Origin of the sequence: Pseudomonas sp., assembly GCF_017744435.1 — a bacterium.
GTDB lineage: Bacteria > Pseudomonadota > Gammaproteobacteria > Pseudomonadales > Pseudomonadaceae > Aquipseudomonas.
In genome coordinates this window covers 25,578-44,148 of record NZ_JAGIBG010000048.1, presented here as the reverse complement: position 1 = coordinate 44,148, position 18,571 = coordinate 25,578, and the positions used below count along the sequence as shown (strand labels likewise).

Genomic DNA, 18,571 nt, shown 5'->3' with positions numbered 1-18,571 from the left:
GCCCGTTCAATCGCTCAGCATCAGCAGGGCCTGGTTCATCAAGCTGGCCAAGGCGAAAGGCTTGAGCATCAACGCCGTGCCTGGCGCCTCGGACAGCTGCGGGCCTAATGGTTGGTCGTTGAACCCGGTAATGAACAGAATCTTCTGATCCGGCACGACCATGCGCATCGCCCTGGCGACCTGCCGGCCACTGAAACCACCCGGCAGGCCGATGTCGGTGATCACCAGGTCGAAAGGGCCATGGTGGCGGAAGCGATCGAGCGCCGAGTTTGCATCCCGCGCATCGCACACGTCGAAGCCACGCTCCTGCAGGTACTCCTTCATCACCGACCGCAGGTTTTCCTCGTCATCGACCAGCAGCACGCGTTGGCCGCTGGCCCGTGTTACAGCAGATACCGATTGCGCGGGTTCCTGCGCTATGTGCTCAAGGCAACGCGGGTACAACATACAGACCCTGAGACCGCGATCAGGCGCTGGCTCAAGCCAGATGTGGCCACCCGACTGGCCGACGAAGCCATAGACCATCGCCAGCCCTAACCCGGAACCGTGGCCCATCGGCTTGGTGGTGAAGAACGGTTCGAACGCCCTGGCCAGATCCACCTCAGGCATGCCGTGGCCATCGTCCGTGACATACAAGGCGACATAGTCACCGGGAGGTACGCCTTGCTCGTCGGGGAATGGCGCCTCCAGGCGCTTGTTGATCGTGCGCAGTGTCACCACGCCACTCCCGAGGCACGCCTCACGCGAGTTGGCCAACAGGTTCACCAGGGCATTCTCCAGCTGCGCGACATCCAGGCAGATGGTCCAGGGCTCTACATCAAGCTCCCAGTTCACTTGCATTTCAGCCCCCAACACCTGGCACAACAGCGGTGCCATGGCAGCCAACTGGCGGTTGATGTCGAGTGGCTTGGGGGAAAGTGGCTGATGGCGGGAGAATGCCAGCAGCCGATGAGTCAGTGTCATGGCGCGCTGCACCGAATCGCTGGCCAGCGTCACATAGCGATCGATGTGCTCCAGGCGCCCCTGGTCCATGCGCCGCTGCATGAGCTCCAGGCTGCCGCCGATACCCGACAGCAGGTTGTTCATCTCGTGAGCCATGCCACCTGCCAGGTGGCCGACCGCCTCCAGCCGCTGGGTGGCGCGCAACAAGGTGTCAGATTGGCGCAAGGCATCTTCACGGTCCTGCGTGATGTCACGCCCTACGGCTGTCAGCAATGTACCGTCGAAACTCGCCGTCCAGCGGAACCAGCGATAGTGCCCGTCCTTGTGGCGCATGCGCGTCTCGAGCTGCTCAACACCGCTATTGCTGACGAAGCCCATCACCGCAACCTCCACCTCGGCCCGATCGCCAGGGTGAACCAGCTCCAGAACCGATTTGTCGCGTACCTGGTCTTCGGTCAAACCCAGCGCGCGCTGCCAGGCCGGGTTGGCCGATTGCAGCCGCAGGTCGCGGGTAACAACGATCATGGCATCGCCAGAAAGCTGCCAGATATGATCACGATCCGCCATTATGCGCTCGATCTGCCGCTCGAACGCCAACGCCTGCTCGCGCCATTCATCATGCGCATCGACGCTGGCGCTGGTTTCGATCACCGTATGCAGGAACCCCACCACCTCGTGCTGCTCATCGCGCAACGGTGTGTAGCTGAAGGCGTAGCAGACTTGGCTGCCGGTTTGCTTGCTCGCAAGCCATAGCGGCTGGTCTTCGACAAAGTTCGAACCCCCTTCGAGCGCCTTGAACACCCAGGGGCCGATGTCCTTCCAGGCTTTTGCCCACAGCCTGTCGAACGCTTGCCCCAAGGCGTGGCCGTCAGACTCGAGCAAATCCACGTAAGCATCATTGTGAATCACAGTCATCTGGGCGCCCCAGACCACCGCGCAGGGAAACGGCGAAAGCAACATCATGTCGACCGCGATGCGCAAAGGTGCCTGCCAGTGCGGCAGCGGCCCGAGCGTGCTGTATCGCCAGTCGAACCGCGCGACCTTCTCAGCCATGCCCTCTGCCTTTGACGGCCGAGTGGCGAGCTCCATGCATTGCATTGACGGTTTGCGCGGCGTGTCGTTTACGAACACTGTCGTGATTCCACCATTGTTCTTGGGTAAAGATTCCGTTTGCGCATCATCTGCCCGACGATTTGCCCCTGCAATAGCTGCACGGTAAACCGCATCACATTCGACGCACCGCGCTGGCATCGAGCAATAGCATAGAGCCATTAGCGAAATGGCGCCTGGGCAAACGGAAGCTATGCTCAATAGGTTTTTCCCGCGCCAAGGAACGCATTGCCCTTCAACGACCAACCAGGGAGCGTGGTGATGAGCAAGAAGATTCTGGTGGTACTGACCAATACGGCCAAATACCCGACCCTGAAACGGGCCACTGGCCTATGGCTGGGGGAAGCTGTGCATTTTGTCGAAGTCGTGCAGAAAGCCGGCTATGAAGTCGACTACGTAAGCCCGAATGGCGGCTATGTGCCAATCGACCCACATAGCCTGCAGATGGCCCCGGAGCTGGACTGGCAATGGTACGACGACAAGTCGTTCATGAACCGGCTGGGTGCATCGTCAAGCCCGGGCAAGGTCAGGGCAGGTGATTACTGCGCCATCTACTACACAGGTGGGCACGGCGTGATGTACGACTTCCCGGACAACCAGCCATTGCAGGAACTGGCACGCAAGATCTACGAAAACAACGGCATTGTTGCCGCTGTCTGTCATGGCGTGGTCGGCCTGTTGAACATCAAGCTCAGCGACAACAGCCTGCTGCTCAAGGACCGGCAGATTACCGGGTTTTCCAATACCGAAGAAAAATTGGCAGAGCTGGACAAGGTGGTGCCCTTTCTCACCGAAAACGAACTGGTTGCCCGGGGCGGCAACTACAGCAAGGACGATGACCCGTGGAAGCCGTTCGTAATCCGCGACGGCCGGCTGATCACCGGGCAGAACCCCGCCTCGACAGGCCTGCTGGCCGAGAAGGTCATTGCTGCACTCAAGCCGAAATGAGTCCTACATCCCAGCAGCGCAGTTCGCAAAAGATGCATGGTTTTGGATTACAGCAGGCGCAGTAATTGATTCATAGGCTCTCCACTGGGCTGCCCATCTCGGTCAGCTCGGTAAATGGGGGCTGAACACTTATGTCAAGAATCAAAACTGCAGGGCGGAGCCTGGTAGAACTGTTGCTGACATTGGCAATCAGTTTGCTGCCTGTCGGCACCGGGCTGATGATCCTGTCTTATCAGCAGGACAAGAAGCTTGATGAAACCGCGCGAATCTCAATCAATGAAGCGATCTATTCCGTGGACCTGGCACTGGATCGAATACACGCGTCTGCGTCTACTGCAATGATGTTGGCAGGGACTGCCTGCGAGCGTGCCCAGACGCAATTGCTCGATCAAGTTGCCAAAGCACCGCATCTGCGCTCGCTGGCATTGACCGTCGACCGCCGCACCGATTGCAGCACCTTGAATATGCCGTTCCCAGTGCAACAGGTGTTCCCGGATGCACGATCGCAGTTTCGTCTGGTGCTGGACCCGGCTGCAACCCTCGATGCAATGTTGCTGGCCTACCAGCTCAGCGAGAAAAATCTGGGGGTCATTACCACGTCCTATGGCGTGTTGCTGCGCAATGAGCTGCGTGCGTTCCAGACCGGCCTGACTTTATTGCTCGAGTTCGAAGACTCATACATCTGGGCCGACGGCGATAGTCGCGATCCGACCCGCCCATCACAAGTCGAATTTTTCAAGACGGGTGTCTCGGACAAGTACGGCTACACCGTCAAGGCAGGCTATGAACAAGGATACTCGGCACGTGAGACGCGCCAGACGATGAAACAACTTTTCCCTTCCCTGGCGCTGGTCGGGATCATTACGGGCTCGATCACTTACTGGGGTTTGTTCAGACAACGTAATCAGCGTGTTCGCAGCGCCGCCAGCAAGGGCTGACGGCGCTGCGCTTCACTTATTCGGCATTGAGCACGCCACGGCGGACCTGATCACGCTCGATGGACTCGAACAGCGCCTTGAAGTTGCCTTCACCGAAACCGTCATCCCCTTTACGCTGGATGAATTCGAAGAATACCGGGCCGAGCAGTGTTTCCGAGAAAATCTGCAGCAGCAGGCGCTTGTCGCCCGGCTCGGACGCGCCATCCAGCAGGATGCCGCGGGCCTGCAACTGGTCGACCGGCTCGCCATGCCCAGGCAGGCGTTCTTCGAGCATTTCGTAATAGGTCTGCGGCGGTGCGGTCATGAAGCGCATGCCAAAGCCCTTGAGTGCATCCCAGGTCTTGAGCAGGTCATCGGTGAGGAAGGCCACATGCTGGATGCCCTCGCCGTTGAACTGCATCAGGAACTCTTCGATCTGCCCGGCGCCCTTGGACGACTCTTCATTGAGCGGAATGCGGATCATGCCGTCAGGCGCGGTCATGGCCTTGGAGGTCAGGCCGGTGTATTCGCCCTTGATGTCGAAGTAGCGAATCTCGCGGAAGTTGAACAGTTTCTCGTAGAAACCGGCCCAGTAAGCCATGCGCCCGCGGTAGACGTTGTGGGTCAGGTGATCGATGATCTTCAGGCCTGCCCCTTGTGGGTTACGGTCGACGCCTTCGATGAAATTGAAGTCGATATCGTAGATCGAGCTGCCTTCTTCGAAACGGTCGATCAGGTAGAGCGGTGCGCCACCGATGCCTTTGATGGCCGGCAGGCGCAATTCCATCGGGCCGGTTTCGATTTCGACCGGCTGGGCACCCAGTTCCAGGGCCCGGGCATAGGCCTCATGGGCATTGCGCACGCGGAACGCCATGCCGCATACCGACGGGCCATGCTCGGCCGCAAAGTAGGAGGCAATGCTCTTCGGTTCGTTGTTGAGAATCAGGTTGATGCCACCCTGGCGATACAGGTGCACGTCCTTGGAGCGGTGGGTGGCCACCTTGGTGAAACCGAGTATCTGGAATACCGGTTCCAGCACGCCCGGCGTCGGCGAAGCCAGTTCGATGAATTCGAAGCCCATCAGGCCCATTGGATTGTCAAAGATGTCAGCCATGTTCGTACCCTCATCTGCAGCGAAAATTAATGAATGCGTAGGATGTGGAACGGCAATGGTGGAGAGCACGGGATACCGCGCACGCTGCGGGCGAGGAAGTCACCAATGATCAGCTTGAACCCATGGTATGTCATATGGACCCATTCTCGGCGGGGGTTGATCCCTCAGTAACGAAGGACCTTATTGTTGTATTCGTAAATCGATTCTACATTGCGTAAATGGCTTTGTCGCGCATTAGTTCGCCACCGGCGCCGACAAACGGCTATCCTCAGCACGTCAGTCATCAGGAAGATCACCCCAGCATGCCCCTCACGGTCAATCGCCCCGCTCGCTGGAGCTGGCGCACGCTCCTGCCCTGGATCGTCGGCGTGGTGCCGCTTGCCTGTGGCCTGGCAGTGATGAACTGGCAGATCGAACGTGAACTGCGCGCCGCCAGCCAGGCGACTGCGCGCCAGGTGGTCGAACATGTCGATCATATTCTAGACAACCTCGCCAATGCCGCGCAGGTGCTGCTGCCGCTGGCTGGCAGCCCTTGCGTGGACGCTCAGCTGGCCTTGCGCAGCCAGGTCACGCGCAATGCCTTCGTCCGTTCGACCAACCTGTTCCAGCACCACAACCTGTATTGCAGCTCGCTGTTCGGCGACTTTGACGAGCCCGTCGACGCCCATGACTACACCGACGGCCGGCTTTGGCTGATGAATGGCAACTCGGTAACGCCTGGCCATGCCCTGCTGGTGTACCGGGCAAGCGATGGCGATCGCGGTGCGATCATTACCGTGGATGGCGATCACCTGCTCACCGCATTGCGCCTGATAGGCCCGGAGGAAGCGCTGCAGATCCGCGTCGGCAACGCCTGGATGGGCAAGGATGGCGCGGTGCAAGACGGTGTCCCACCAGCCGCCGCCGCCGCCGATGTGACCCTGGGCTCGACCCGCTACCCGTTCAGCGTGCACGGTGGCTACGAGGCCGGCAAGCAAGGTGAACTGCTGCGCAGCCACTACCCTGCCCTGCTCAGCCTGCTGCTGGTTCTCGGCGTAGTGGCCGGCGGCGCCTGCCGCTGGCAGATTCGCCGGGCCAGCTCGCCCAGGGCCGAACTGCGGCGGGCCCTGGAAGCGGACGAGTTTCTGCCGTATTTCCAGCCAGTGGTGCGCAAGGGTGACTACCGCTGGGCAGGGGCTGAAGTGCTGATGCGCTGGAACCATCCCCGTGAAGGCCTGGTACGTCCGGACCTGTTCATCCCCTACGCCGAACACAGTGGCCAGATCGTCGCCATGACCCGGGCCCTGATGCTGCACACCGCACAGAGCCTGGCGCCCTACACCGCACTGCTGGAAGACGGCTTCCATATCGGCATCAACATTACCGCCGACCACTGCCGCGACCTGAGCCTGCTCGACGACTGCCAGACCTTCCTCCAGCATTTCCCCCCTGGGCGGGTACGGCTGACCTTGGAGCTGACCGAGCGCAAGCTGATCGAAGCCACCCCGGTAGCCCTCGAGCTGTTCGCCAAGCTGCATGACATGGGGGTGATGATCGCCCTGGATGACTTCGGCACCGGCCAGTCGAGCCTCAACTACCTGCGCCAGTTCAAGGTCGACTACCTGAAGATCGACCAGAGCTTCGTGGCCATGATCGGCGGCGACGCCTTGTCCCAGCACATTCTCGACAGCATCATCGAGCTGTCCGCCAAGCTGGGCCTGGGCATCGTTGCCGAAGGCGTGGAAACCGAAGTCCAGCGTGATTACCTGGCGCGCAGCGGGGTGGACTTTCAGCAGGGCTATCTATTTGGCCGGCCTATGCCTGCAAGCGACTTCCTCAAGGCACTCGCCGCACAACCCGGCGGCGCGCGGTTGCCGCAAGGCGCGCCCCCTGAGATCATGCGCGGCTGATCCACCTGCTCACTCCCCTATCCGAGGCATTCGTGTCAAAAGGCATTATTTCGTCGGTCATGGCGTCCTGTCTGTTCGCTGTGATGTATTTCTATACCTCCTTGCTGTCGCCGCTCGATGGCGAAGAGATCTTTGGCTGGCGCACCTTGCTCACCCTGCCCTGCCTCACCCTGTTCATGCTGGTCAGCAAAGACTGGAAACGCGTCGGCGAACTGCTCGCCCGCGTGCGTCAGGCGCCGATCCTGCTGCTGGGCATGGTCGGTACTTCGTGGTTGATGGGGGTGCAGCTGTGGCTGTTCCTCTGGGCGCCGCTGCACGGGCGCAGCCTGGAAGTATCGATGGGCTATTTCCTGCTGCCGCTGGCCATGGTGCTCACCGGGCGCCTGGTGTATGGCGAGCGCCTGTCACGCCTGCAGAAAGTAGCGGTCAGCTGCGCCGCGCTGGGCGTCGGGCACGAGCTGTACCAGAATGGCAGCTTCGCCTGGGAAACCTTGCTGGTGACGATCGGCTACCCGATCTACTTCGTCTTGCGGCGTCGCTGCCGCACCGACCACCTCGGTGGCCTGTGGTGCGACATGTGCCTGTTGCTGCCCTGGGCGGTGTATTTCGTCACCCAAGGGCCGTTGTCGACGGCCGATCTGCACCAGCACCCAGGCCTCTACGGGCTGATTCCGTTGCTGGGGGCGATCAGCGCCTGTGCACTGATCGCCTACGTACTGGCCAGCCGCCTGTTGCCGTTCAGCCTGTTCGGCCTGCTCAGCTACGTCGAGCCGGTCCTGCTGGTGGGCGTCGCCCTGCTGCTGGGCGAAACCATCGGCCCGGATCAGTGGCTGACCTACCTGCCAATCTGGGCCGCCGTGCTGGTGCTGGTGCTCGAAGGCTTCAAGCACCTGCTGCGTCAGCGTCGACGATCGGTGTAAGGCGCACCTGGCGCACCCGGCGCTCCTCCACCGCCACCACGGTCATGCTCCAGCCATTCCAGGCCAGCTGATCCCCCACCACTGGCAGGCGGTCCAGCAAGCTCATCACCAGGCCCGCGAGGGTCTGGTAGTCCTCGGTGGCGCGGGCGCTGAAGCCCGTGCGCGCCTGGACCTGGCTCAGGTTGAGGGCGCCACTGACGACAAAACTGCCACCTTCCTCGACGATCGCCGGGCCTTCGATCTCGCTGGCATCCGGCAGCTCACCGGCGATCGACTCGAGGATGTCGGTCATGGTCAGCAAACCGGTGAAGTCACCGAACTCGTTGATCACGAAGGCAATGTGCGTCGACTGGCTGCGCATCTGCTCCAGGGCGTTGAGAATGCTGAAACTCTCCAGCAGGTTCAACGGCGCCCGGGCCATGCGCTCAAGGTCCGGCTGGCTGCCGGTCAGCAGTTCCTTGAGCAGCTCCTTCTTGTGCACGAAGCCCAGCGGTTCCTCGATATGGCCGTTGCGAATCAGCGGCAGGCGCGAATAGGGCGAGTTGGCCAGCGCTTCGGTGATGGCGTGCGCGGGTTGCGCCAGGTCGATCACGTCGACTTCGGCACGCGCGGTCATCACCGTGCGGATCGGCCGCTCGGCCAGGTTCAGCACGCCACTGATCATCACCCGCTCGCGGCGGTCGAACAGTACCTGCTCCTCGCCACCTTCGACCAGGTCGGCAATGTCTTCGCCCACCTCGTCAGCCTCGACCCGGCGGCCACCCAGCAGGCGCAGCACGGCATGCGCGGTACGTTCACGCAGTGGCCGGTGCTGCTGCAGGCTGCGCTTGCGGCGGGCACGGGCCAGCTGGTTGAACAGCTCGATGAGGATCGAGAAGCCGATGGCCGCGTACAGGTAGCCTTTCGGGATATGGAAGCCCAGGCCTTCGGCGGTCAGGCTGAAACCGATCATCATCAGGAAGCCCAGGCACAGCATGATCACCGTCGGGTGGGCGTTTACGAAGCGGGTCAGCGGCTTGCCGGCAACGATCATGATGCCGATCGAGAAGATCACCGCGATCATCATTACCGACAATTCTTCGACCATGCCTACCGCCGTGATCACCGCATCCAGCGAGAACACCGCATCAAGCACGACGATCTGCGCCACGATCGGCCAGAACAAGGCATGACGCACGGCGCCCGTTGCCTGGGTGACGTGCCCTTCCAGGCGTTCGTGCAATTCCATGGTGGCCTTGAACAGCAGGAACACACCACCGAACAGCATGATCAGGTCACGGCCAGAGAAGCTCTTGCCAAACACCTCGAACAGCGGCGCGGTCAGGGTGACCATCCACGAGATACTGGCCAGCAGGCCCAGGCGCATGATCAGCGCCAGGCTCAGGCCGATGACCCGCGCGCGGTCGCGCTGATGGGGCGGCAGCTTGTCGGCGAGGATGGCGATGAACACCAGGTTGTCGATACCCAGCACCAGCTCGAGGACGATAAGCGTCAACAGGCCCAGCCAGGCCGTGGGATCGGCTAGCCATTCCATTAGCGGGTACTCACGAAGGAAGCGTCACAAGGACGGAGGGAGGATGGCCGGGAAGGCCGAAGACTGGGGGGCTCCGCGAAGGTGCTCATATAGACCTTGATTGAAAATAGGGAAGACGATCCTACAAGCACAGCAGGTTTTTCTGATAGCGCGAAACTATTACAAAAGCTGTAGCTGCGCCGCAGGGGACTATTCTTCAATACCCAAGCCGGGTAAGGCCGCAGGATGGCGGCATCATCCAACACACGGAGTTACGGAGCATGAGCCTGTCCCTTTCCATGGCCGCATTCGCCCTTGCCGCATCGATTTCTCCCGGGCCGGTCAATGTCGTCGCCCTCGGCAGCGGTGCCCGTCATGGCCTGCGGGCGAGCCTGTGGCATGTGACGGGCGCGACGCTGGGCTTCTGCCTGCTGCTGGTGCTGGTTGGCCTGGGCTTGCACGAACTGCTGTTACGCTGGCCGTTGCTGGGCGTGGCGCTGCATTGGGGAGGCGTGGCGTTTCTGCTGTACATGGCGTGGAAACTGGCCAGCGACGATGGCCAGCTGGGTGGTCCAGATCAGCAGCGTGCACCTTCGGCCTGGCAGGGAGCGGCGATGCAATGGCTGAACCCCAAGGCCTGGCTGGCGGCGGTGGCGGGCGTGGGTGCCTATACCGGTGGCGAACAGCAACTGTTGTGGTTGTTCACCTGGATCTACGGGCCGATCTGTTTCGCTTCGGTAGCCTGCTGGGCCTGGGCCGGGAGTGTGATCCGGCAGTACCTGCGCAAGCCACGGTATCTTCAGTTGCTGAATCGCGGGCTGGCAGTATTGCTAGTGGGAAGCGCGGTCTATCTGCTCGTTTGATGTCGCCAGTGCCGGCCTTTTCGCGGCTGAAGCCGCTCCCACAGGGGTATCACAATGCTCAAGTGCGGCGCTGTACCTGTGGGAGCGGCTTTAGCCGCGAAGAGGCCGGCACTGCATCGCGGTAATGCCCGGGTGTAGCCGCCAGGTGCTGCTTGAACGCCCGCTGCAGGTGCGCCTGATCGGCGAACCCCGCCTCCTGCGCCACCTCGGCGATTGCCCTTCCCTCGCGCAATTGCGCCCGCGCATGTTGCACCCGTTGATCCAGCAGGTAACCGTGTGGCGTCAGGCCGAAGCGCTGGCGGAAGGCCCGGATCAGATAAGAGCGCGACAAGCCGCAGGCCGCGCAGATGTCCTCAAGGCTCAGCGGGTCTGTGCGATGAGCACGGATGAACGCCGCTGCCGCGTCCAGTTGCGGATGGCCCACTCGCGGCTGATCTGCCAATGGCTGCAAATAGCGTGGGAGATCGCCGAAAAATACCGCCAGGCGATCTTCACGATCGTCCAGCGCGTTGTCGAACAGGTCGGCAAACAGCTGCAGCAACCGGCTGTACAAACCCGGCGAAGTACTGACTGTCTGTGCTGGCAATTCGAAGCCCCGCGCCTGGAGCCACGGTAGGTCGACGAACAGCATCAGGTACGACCAGGGCTGGCCGGCAATCGGGTTGCAGGTGTGCACCACTCCCGGGTTCATCAATACCGTGGTGCCGGCCACCACCTCGACCTGACTGGCGCCGCTCAGGTAGGTACTGCAGCCACCGGTGATCACGCCAATGGAAAAGCTCTCATGGGAATGGGCGGCATAACAGACCTTGCGCCCATCCCCCACGCGCCGGGCTTCGACGAAGGGCAATGCCGGGTCCCGCCAGAACCGCGACACTTCGATCATCGCCCTGCCCTCATTCGCTGCTGTGCTGCACCACCACCAGCAGCTGCGCCGGCTGCTCGCCGACCGAGCGCAGGCGGTGTGGTGTCTGGGCATTGAAGTGCAGCGCATCGCCCTGCTCCAGCAACACCCGTTCATTCATGAAGTCGACTTCCACCTGGCCGGCATGGACGAACAGAAACTCCTCACCCTCATGCTCCTTGAACGTCGGGTCGCTGAACTCGGTCGGCGGCTGGATCAGGAACGGCAACAGGCTGTGTTGCCCGAACTGGCGGGTCAACGCCGCATAGCCCGGCCCTTGGCCATCGCCCACCAGCGCCTGGCGCTCGCCCTGGCGTACCAGGCTGTAACGGCTCTGCCCGGCGTGCTCCTCGGCGAACAGCTCTTCGACATTGACGTTCAACGCCCGTGCCAGCTTGAGCGCTGCAGCGATTGACGGCGTGTTCAGGCCGCGCTCCACCTTGGACAGATAACTCTTGGTCATGCCGGATTTTTCGGCCAGCGTCTCAAGCGTGACACCAAGTTTTTTTCTTAATAATTTCAATCTGTTAGGCATGCGACGCGAATTTCCCGGATCCACAGGCTTGTCTATGACACTTTGTGTCATATAGGATTATTTGTGTCACGCACTGACCCGTTCCTCGACCGACCAAAGCTTTGGAACAGGCCAGCGCTGACATCGCTCATCACGCCACAGAGGAAAACCCCATGGCCAAGACCCTGACACACAGCAAGGACCAACTGGTCCAGCAGGCGCTGACGCAGATGCAAGGCTCGCTTGTCGATAATACGTGGACTGTGCGAGAAAAGCTGGCCCTGACCTGCCGAATTCTGTTCGACCACGGCCACGACTCCGGTCTGGCCGGGCAGATCAGTGCCCGCGGCCCGCAACCTGGCACCTTCTACACCCAGCAACTGGGCCTGGGTTTCGATGAAATCAGCGCCAGCAACCTGCTGCTGGTCAACGAGGACCTCGAAGTGCTCGAAGGCCAGGGCATGCCCAACCCGGCCAATCGCTTTCACAGCTGGGTGTACCGCGCCCGCCCCGACGTGAACTGCATCATCCACACCCACCCGACCCACGTCGCCGCGCTGTCGATGCTGGAAGTCCCGCTGCAGGTTTCGCACATGGACCTGTGCCCGCTCTATGACGACTGCGCCTTCCTCGAAGCCTGGCCTGGCGTGCCGGTGGGCAACGAGGAAGGCGAGATCATCAGCACCGCGCTCGGGGACAAGCGCGCCATCCTGCTCTCGCACCATGGCCAGCTGTCCACCGGCACCAGCATCGAGCAGGCCTGCGTGTATGCCCAGCTGATCGAGCGCGCCGCACGCCTGCAACTGCTGGCGATGTCGGCCGGTACCCTCAAGCCCATCGCCCCGGCACTGGGCCGCGAAGCCCACGACTGGATCGACCGGCCCAAGCGCCATGCCGCTGCCTTCAACTACTTTGCCCGGCAGTGCCTGCGCACCCACGCCGACTGCCTGAACTGAACCCTGAATGCCTTGCTTGCGGAGCCTTTCAAAATGACCACAGAAATCCACGGCATCATCGGCTACACCATCACCCCCTTCAGCGCTGGCGGCGAACAGCTCGACCTGCCCGCGCTGGGCCAGTCCATCGAGCGCCTGATCGACGGCGGCGTGCAGGCCATCGCGCCGTTGGGCAGCACCGGCGAAGGGGCCTATCTCAGCGACAGCGAATGGCAGCAGGTGGCCGAGTACAGCCTCGCCCAGATCGGCAAACGGGTGCCCAGCATCGTCAGCGTGTCCGACCTGACCACCGCCGGTGCCGTGCGCCGCGCCCGCTTTGCCCAGGCCCAGGGCGCCGACGCGGTGATGGTACTGCCGGCCGCCTACTGGAAACTCAGCGAAGCCGAAATCCTCCAGCACTACCGCGCCATCGGTGACGCCATCGATATCCCGATCATGCTCTACAACAACCCGGCCACCAGCGGCACCGACATGTCGGTGGAGCTGATCCTGCGCATCGTCCGCGAAGTGGCCAACGTGACCATGGTCAAGGAGAGCACTGGCGACATCCAGCGCATGCACAAGCTGCAGTTGCTCGGTGAAGGCCAGGTGCCGTTCTACAACGGCTGCAATCCGCTGGCGCTGGAGGCCTTCGTGGCTGGCGCCAAGGGTTGGTGCACGGCAGCGCCGAACCTGATTCCAGCGCTCAACCAGGGCTTGTACCAGGCAGTGCTGGCAGGAGACCTGGCACAGGCCAGGGCGCTGTTCTACCGGCAGTTGCCGCTGTTGGACTTCATTCTCAAAGGTGGGTTGCCGGCGACCATCAAGGCCGGGTTGGCAATGACCGGTTTGCCGGTAGGTGAGCCACGCAAGCCGGTGTTCGGGCTGGACGAGCCAGGTCGAACGGCGTTGGCGGCATTGTTGGCAAAGCTGACTGACTGAAAATCTGCACCGGCCTCTTCGCGGGCATGCCCGCTCCCACAGGAAATCCACAAGGTTCAAGCATTGCACTGCCCCTGTGGAAGCGGGCGCGCCCGCGAAGAGGCCCTTTCAGGCACCCCAACTACTTCAAGGCATCACCGGGGGAACGTAATGCAACGTGGTACCCAGTGCCCACAGCAGCACCAGCACCAGCGGCACATGCACCAGCAACTGCACGAACGAAAAACCGATCAGATCACGCGCCTTGAGCCCCAGCACGCCCAGCAGCGGCAGCATGTAGAACGGGTTGATCAGGTTCGGCAGCGCTTCGGCGGCGTTGTAGATCTGCACCGCCCAGCCCAGGTGGTATTTCAGGTCGTTGGCCACCAGCATCACGTACGGCGCTTCGATGATCCACTTGCCACCGCCCGACGGGATGAAGAAGCCCAGCACTGCCGAGTACACGCCCATCAGCAGCGCGTAGGTGTCATGGGTGGCGATCTGGGTGAAGAACAGCGAGATGTGATGGGCCAGGGTCTGCTCATCCACACCTTTGACCTGGGTGAGGATCGCAGCAATCGAGCCGTACAGCGGGAACTGGATCAGCACCCCGGTGGTGGTCGGCACGGCGCGCGCCACGGCATCGAGGAAGCTGCGCGGGCGCCAGTGGAGCAAGGCCCCGAGCATGATGAACAGCAGGTTGTAGGTGTTCAGCCCGGAAATCGCGGTGATCGCCGGTTTGGTGGCGAACTCCTGGTACAGCCAGCCAGCGGCCAGGACCACCAGCATCAGGATCAGGATCGGGCTGTGTTCCAGCCATTCGCCCGGGCGGGTACGCTTGGGTGCCGGCGGTGCAGTGAAGCTGGGGTCGACGCCACAGTCTTCGGCGCTGCGCGCACTGTTCGGGCCGGGGGCCGTGGCGTAGGCGATCACCAGCGAGACAATCACCAGGGCCGCCAGCATCACGCCGGACTGCCAGAGGAAAATGGTCTCGGTGAACGGGATCACGCCGGTGATCGACAGGATCGATGGCGGCAGGCTGGCCGGGTTGGCCTGCAACTGCGCGGCCGAGGACGACAGGCCCAGCGCCCACACAGCCCCCAGGCCCAGGTAGGCGGCGGCACCGGCGGCGCGGTAGTCCATCTTCAGTTCGGTACGGCGAGCCAGGGCACGGACCAGCAGGCCACCGAACACCAGCGACAGGCCCCAGTTGAGCAGCGAGGCCAGCATCGAGATCAGCGCGACCCAGCACACTGCCGAGCGGCCATTTTTCGGGATGCGCGCCAGACGGTCGATCAGGCGGGCGGCGGGTGGCGAGCTGGCCACCACATAGCCGCCGATGACCACGAAGGCCATCTGCATGGTGAACGGGATCAGGCTCCAGAAGCCATCGCCGAAGGCCTTGGCGGTGTCGGTCGGCTTGGCGCCCATGGCCAGGGCGCCAATGCACACCAGCAGCACGGCCAGGGCGGCGAATACCCAGGAGTCGGGGAACCAGCGTTCGGCCCAGTTGGAACAGCGCAGGGCAAAACGGGCGGAGCGGCTGTCTTGGATTTCAGCGGCCACGGTTACTTCCTTTTATTGGTCTTATCGGATTTTTCTGCACAAACGCAGAAACCCCTGTAGGAGCGGCCTCGTGTCGCGAACGGGCTGCGAAGCAGCCCCAGGATTTCAGCTTCAAAGCCGAAATTGCCGGGGCCGCTCTGCGGCCCTTTCGCGACACGAGGCCGCTCCTACAGGGGGACAGTGTGTTGCTTTAGAAGGTCATTTCCTTGACATCGTCCGGCACGATCAGCTTGCCGGCGGTCTTCTCGATGATTTCTTCAACGCTCACCCCCGGCGCAGTCTCGCGCAGGATGAAGGCGCCATCTTCGATCTCCAGGTAGGCCAGGTCGGTCAGCACCTTGCGGATGCAACCGGCGCCGGTCAGCGGCAGGCTGCAGCGCGGCAGCAGCTTGGACTCGCCATCCTTGGAGGCGTGGGTCATGGTGACGATGATGTTGTCGGCACCGGCCACCAGGTCCATGGCGCCGCCCATGCCCTTGACCAGCTTGCCGGGGATCATCCACGAGGCGATGTTGCCTTCCACGTCCACTTCGAAGGCGCCCAGCACGGTGAGGTCGACGTGGCCGCCACGGATCATGGCGAACGATTGCGCCGAGTCGAAGATCGACGCACCACGGCGGGCGGTGACGGTCTGTTTGCCGGCGTTGATCATGTCGGCATCGATGGTGCTTTCGGTGGGGAATTCGCCCATGCCGAGCAGGCCGTTTTCGGACTGCAGCATCACGTCCATGTCGGCCGGTACATAGTTGGCCACCAGGGTCGGGATGCCGATGCCGAGGTTGACGTAGTAGCCGTCCTTCAGTTCACGGGCGACGCGTTGCGCCATCTGTTCGCGGGTCAGTGCCATGGTCAGGATCTCTTTGTTGTTCTGATGGACGGCGCTCAGGCCTTGACGGTGCGCTTTTCGATGCGTTTTTCGAAGGTGCCGACGATCACCCGGTCGACGAAGATGCCCGGGGTGTGAATCTCGCTGGGCAGCAGCACGCCAGGCTCGACGATTTCTTCCACTTCGACCACGGTGATCTTGCCGGCGGTGGCCGCCAGTGGGTTGAAGTTCTGCGCGGTGTTGCGGTACACCACGTTGCCGTAATGGTCGGCCTTCCAGCCCTTGACGATGGCGAAGTCGCCGGTGATGGACTCTTCGAGGATGTACTTGCGGCCCTTGAACTCGCGCACTTCCTTGCCGTCGGCGACCGGGGTGCCGTAGCCGGTGGCGGTGTAGAAGGCCGGGATACCGGCGCCACCAGCGCGCATCTTCTCGGCCAGGGTGCCTTGCGGGGTCAGTTCGACTTCCAGCTCGCCACTGAGCAGCTGGCGTTCGAATTCGGCGTTCTCGCCGACGTAGGAGGCGATCATCTTGCGGATCTGCCGGTCTTCCAGCAGCACGCCCAGGCCAAAGCCGTCGACGCCGCAGTTGTTGGAGACCACGGTCAGGCCCTTGACGCCAAGGCGCTTGATTTCAGCGATGAGGTTTTCGGGGATGCCGCACAGGCCGAAGCCGCCGGCCAGTACCGTCATGTTGTCGGTCAGGCCTGCCAGGGCCTCTTCATAGGTTGCTACGCGCTTGTCCAGTCCGGCCATGCTGATCCGCCTTTTGTAGTTGTTGAACCGACGAGGCTGTCGGTGAGCGTGTGCAGCCATCTTCACCGCTGGCGACTGATTTGTTAATTTTGTTTTCATCATCGATTGATAACTTTTCCAAAACAGCGATCGAGGCTGTCATGAACGTCAAGCAACTGCGCGCCTTCGTCGCCGTCGCCAAGTACCAGAGCTTCGCCCAGGCCGGTGAGCACCTGCATGTATCGCAACCGGCCCTGAGCCTGACCATCAAGGCGCTGGAGGACAACCTCGGCGGCGCCCTGCTCACCCGCACCACCCGCAGCGTCAGCCTGACCGCCGAGGGCGAGGTGCTGCTGCCACTGGCCCGGCGCCTGCTGGCCGACTGGGACGACACCGAAGAGATGCTGCGCCAGCGCTTCACCCTGCAGCTTGGCCGCGTTTCGGTGGCAGCCATGCCGGCCTTTGCCGGCAATCTGCTGCCGCAATCGCTCAAGGTGTTCCGCCAGCGTTACCCCAAGGTCAACGTCACGGTGCACGACGTGATCAACGAACAGGTGCTGGAACTGGTGCGCCATCGCCGCGTCGAACTGGGCATCGGTTTCGAGCCGGATAACAGCGAAGGCCTGAATTTCCACCCGCTGTACATGGACCGCTTCGTCGCCGTGGTGCCGGCCGATTCACCGCTGGCCTTGCAAACCCAGGTCACCTGGGCGCAGTTGCTGGCGGAAGACTTCATTGCCTTGCAGCGCCCGTCGGCGGTGCGCCTGCTGCTGGAGCAGAACGTCGCGGCGCGCCACGGCAAACTGGCGGTGGCATTCGAAAGCCACCAGCTGTCGACCATCGGCCGCATGGTTGCCAGTGGTCTTGGCGTCAGCGCGGTACCGGCGCTGTGCATCAACCAGATGCAGGAACTCGGCGCACGTTGCGTGACGCTGGTCGAACCCGCGGTCGAACGGCGCATCAGCGTGATCGCCCTGGCCGACCACAAGCTTTCCACCGCAGCCCAGGCGCTGCTCGAGGTGCTGCTTTCCCATACCCAGACTCCGGAGGTGACATGCGTTACGTGAAACTGGCAGGTTGCAGCGTGCCGGCCATTGGCCAGGGCACCTGGTACATGGGCGAAGACCCGGCCCGCAAGGCCGCCGAAGTGGCCGCCCTGCAACAAGGCATCGAGCAGGGCATGACCCTGATCGACACCGCCGAGATGTATGCCGAAGGCGGTGCCGAGGAAGTGGTCGGCCAGGCTATTGCCGGGCGCCGTGACCAGGTATTCCTGGTCAGTAAGGTCTACCCGCACAACGCCAGCCGCCGTGGCGTGCCTGAAGCCTGCGAACGCAGCCTGAAGCGCCTGGGTACCGAGGTGATCGACCTCTATCTGCTGCACTGGCGTGGCCAGTATCCGCTGGAGGAAACGGTCGAGGCGTTCGAGCGCTTGCGCGAGCAGGGCAAGATCCGCCGTTGGGGCGTGTCCAACTTCGATGTCGATGACCTGCGCGAACTGCACAACCCCGAATGCGCCACCAATCAGGTGCTGTACAACCCGGCGCAGCGTGGCATCGAGTTCGACCTGTTGCCGTGGAGCCGCCAGCGGGGCTTGCCGACCATGGCCTATTGCCCGCTGGCCCAGGCCGGGCGGTTGTTGCTGCACCCGGTGCTGAGCGAAATCGCCGAACGCCACGGGGCGACAGCGGCGCAGGTCAGCCTGGCGTGGGTGACGCGGGAGAACGATGTGATTGCCATACCCAAGGCGGTGTCTGCGGAGCATGTGCGCTTGAATGCGGCTGCCGGGGCGTTGACCTTGACCCTTGAAGACCTGCGGGCTATCGACCGGGCGTTCCCGGCACCGACGCGCAAGCAGCATCTGGCGATGGTCTGACAGACCGAGTTGATTTCTTCGCGGCGGTTCGGCGCCCCGACGCGCCCGCTCCCACAGGTACTGCGCTATCCATGTGGGA

At 62.4% G+C, this 18,571-nt stretch carries 17 protein-coding genes; 9 read left to right on the top strand and 8 right to left on the bottom strand.

The window, feature by feature from the left end; all coding sequences use genetic code 11:
• Positions 1–6 precede the first annotated feature (6 nt).
• Entirely contained in the window at positions 7–1,995 is a 1,989-nt protein-coding gene (locus tag J7573_RS24395) for a response regulator (protein ID WP_294340957.1), read from the bottom strand.
• A gap of 318 nt (positions 1,996–2,313) precedes the next feature.
• Here J7573_RS24395 and J7573_RS24390 point away from each other — a divergent pair, with 318 nt between their 5' ends.
• Together J7573_RS24390 and J7573_RS24385 are read left to right on the top strand one after the other, a co-directional pair.
• Positions 2,314–3,000, top strand: coding sequence for a type 1 glutamine amidotransferase domain-containing protein (locus tag J7573_RS24390; RefSeq protein ID WP_294340956.1), 687 nt, complete (start codon positions 2,314–2,316; stop codon positions 2,998–3,000).
• A 131-nt stretch (positions 3,001–3,131) separates the two neighbouring features.
• Entirely contained in the window at positions 3,132–3,938 is an 807-nt protein-coding gene (locus J7573_RS24385) for a CSS-motif domain-containing protein (RefSeq protein ID WP_294340955.1), read from the top strand.
• Between the two features lie 16 nt (positions 3,939–3,954).
• Here J7573_RS24385 and hppD read toward each other — a convergent pair whose 3' ends face one another.
• Complete coding sequence (hppD, locus tag J7573_RS24380; protein WP_079227918.1) at positions 3,955–5,031, bottom strand: 4-hydroxyphenylpyruvate dioxygenase; 1,077 nt, start codon at positions 5,029–5,031, stop codon at positions 3,955–3,957.
• A gap of 302 nt (positions 5,032–5,333) precedes the next feature.
• Here hppD and J7573_RS24375 point away from each other — a divergent pair, with 302 nt between their 5' ends.
• Together J7573_RS24375 and rarD are read left to right on the top strand one after the other, a co-directional pair.
• Positions 5,334–6,920: a cyclic diguanylate phosphodiesterase gene (locus tag J7573_RS24375; RefSeq protein WP_294340951.1), complete on the top strand. Its 1,587-nt coding sequence runs from the start codon at positions 5,334–5,336 to the stop codon at positions 6,918–6,920.
• Positions 6,921–6,952: 32 nt separating this feature from the next.
• Positions 6,953–7,840 carry an EamA family transporter RarD gene (gene rarD / locus J7573_RS24370; RefSeq protein ID WP_294340950.1) on the top strand — a complete coding sequence of 296 codons (888 nt, stop codon included), beginning with the start codon at positions 6,953–6,955 and terminating at the stop codon, positions 7,838–7,840.
• Here rarD and J7573_RS24365 read toward each other — a convergent pair.
• Positions 7,803–9,374, bottom strand: a complete 1,572-nt coding sequence (locus tag J7573_RS24365) for a TerC family protein (RefSeq protein WP_294340948.1) — start codon at positions 9,372–9,374, stop codon at positions 7,803–7,805. The genes rarD and J7573_RS24365 overlap by 38 nt on opposite strands.
• Positions 9,375–9,634: 260 nt before the next feature.
• Between J7573_RS24365 and J7573_RS24360 the strand changes: the two genes are divergently transcribed.
• Positions 9,635–10,216, top strand: coding sequence for a LysE family translocator (locus tag J7573_RS24360; RefSeq protein WP_294340945.1), 582 nt, complete (start codon positions 9,635–9,637; stop codon positions 10,214–10,216).
• Positions 10,217–10,274: 58 nt separating this feature from the next.
• Here J7573_RS24360 and J7573_RS24355 read toward each other — a convergent pair whose 3' ends face one another.
• Positions 10,275–11,102, bottom strand: coding sequence for an AraC family transcriptional regulator (locus tag J7573_RS24355; RefSeq protein WP_294340944.1), 828 nt, complete (start codon positions 11,100–11,102; stop codon positions 10,275–10,277).
• 10 nt (positions 11,103–11,112) lie between these two features.
• Positions 11,113–11,655 carry an XRE family transcriptional regulator gene (locus J7573_RS24350; protein ID WP_294340943.1) on the bottom strand — a complete coding sequence of 181 codons (543 nt, stop codon included), beginning with the start codon at positions 11,653–11,655 and terminating at the stop codon, positions 11,113–11,115.
• Between the two features lie 152 nt (positions 11,656–11,807).
• Here J7573_RS24350 and J7573_RS24345 point away from each other — a divergent pair, with 152 nt between their 5' ends.
• Together J7573_RS24345 and J7573_RS24340 are read left to right on the top strand one after the other, a co-directional pair.
• Positions 11,808–12,590, top strand: a complete 783-nt coding sequence (locus J7573_RS24345; RefSeq protein ID WP_294340941.1) for an aldolase — start codon at positions 11,808–11,810, stop codon at positions 12,588–12,590.
• A 33-nt stretch (positions 12,591–12,623) separates the two neighbouring features.
• Positions 12,624–13,511, top strand: coding sequence for a dihydrodipicolinate synthase family protein (locus tag J7573_RS24340; RefSeq protein WP_294340940.1), 888 nt, complete (start codon positions 12,624–12,626; stop codon positions 13,509–13,511).
• A gap of 126 nt (positions 13,512–13,637) precedes the next feature.
• On the opposite strand, the gene J7573_RS24335 is transcribed toward J7573_RS24340, so the two are convergent.
• From J7573_RS24335 to J7573_RS24325, 3 genes are all read right to left on the bottom strand, one after another.
• A complete protein-coding gene (locus J7573_RS24335) occupies positions 13,638–15,056 on the bottom strand; it encodes a TIGR00366 family protein (RefSeq protein WP_294340939.1) in 1,419 nt (472 codons plus the stop codon).
• Between the two features lie 190 nt (positions 15,057–15,246).
• Complete coding sequence (locus J7573_RS24330) at positions 15,247–15,903, bottom strand: CoA transferase subunit B (protein ID WP_159410121.1); 657 nt, start codon at positions 15,901–15,903, stop codon at positions 15,247–15,249.
• A 35-nt stretch (positions 15,904–15,938) separates the two neighbouring features.
• Positions 15,939–16,637 carry a CoA transferase subunit A gene (locus tag J7573_RS24325; RefSeq protein ID WP_027916752.1) on the bottom strand — a complete coding sequence of 233 codons (699 nt, stop codon included), beginning with the start codon at positions 16,635–16,637 and terminating at the stop codon, positions 15,939–15,941.
• A gap of 140 nt (positions 16,638–16,777) precedes the next feature.
• Between J7573_RS24325 and J7573_RS24320 the strand changes: the two genes are divergently transcribed.
• Positions 16,778–17,683, top strand: a complete 906-nt coding sequence (locus J7573_RS24320) for a LysR family transcriptional regulator (RefSeq protein ID WP_152957890.1) — start codon at positions 16,778–16,780, stop codon at positions 17,681–17,683.
• Positions 17,671–18,492, top strand: coding sequence for an aldo/keto reductase (locus J7573_RS24315; RefSeq protein WP_294340937.1), 822 nt, complete (start codon positions 17,671–17,673; stop codon positions 18,490–18,492). Before J7573_RS24320 ends, J7573_RS24315 begins: the two co-directional genes overlap by 13 nt.
• Positions 18,493–18,571 lie beyond the last annotated feature (79 nt).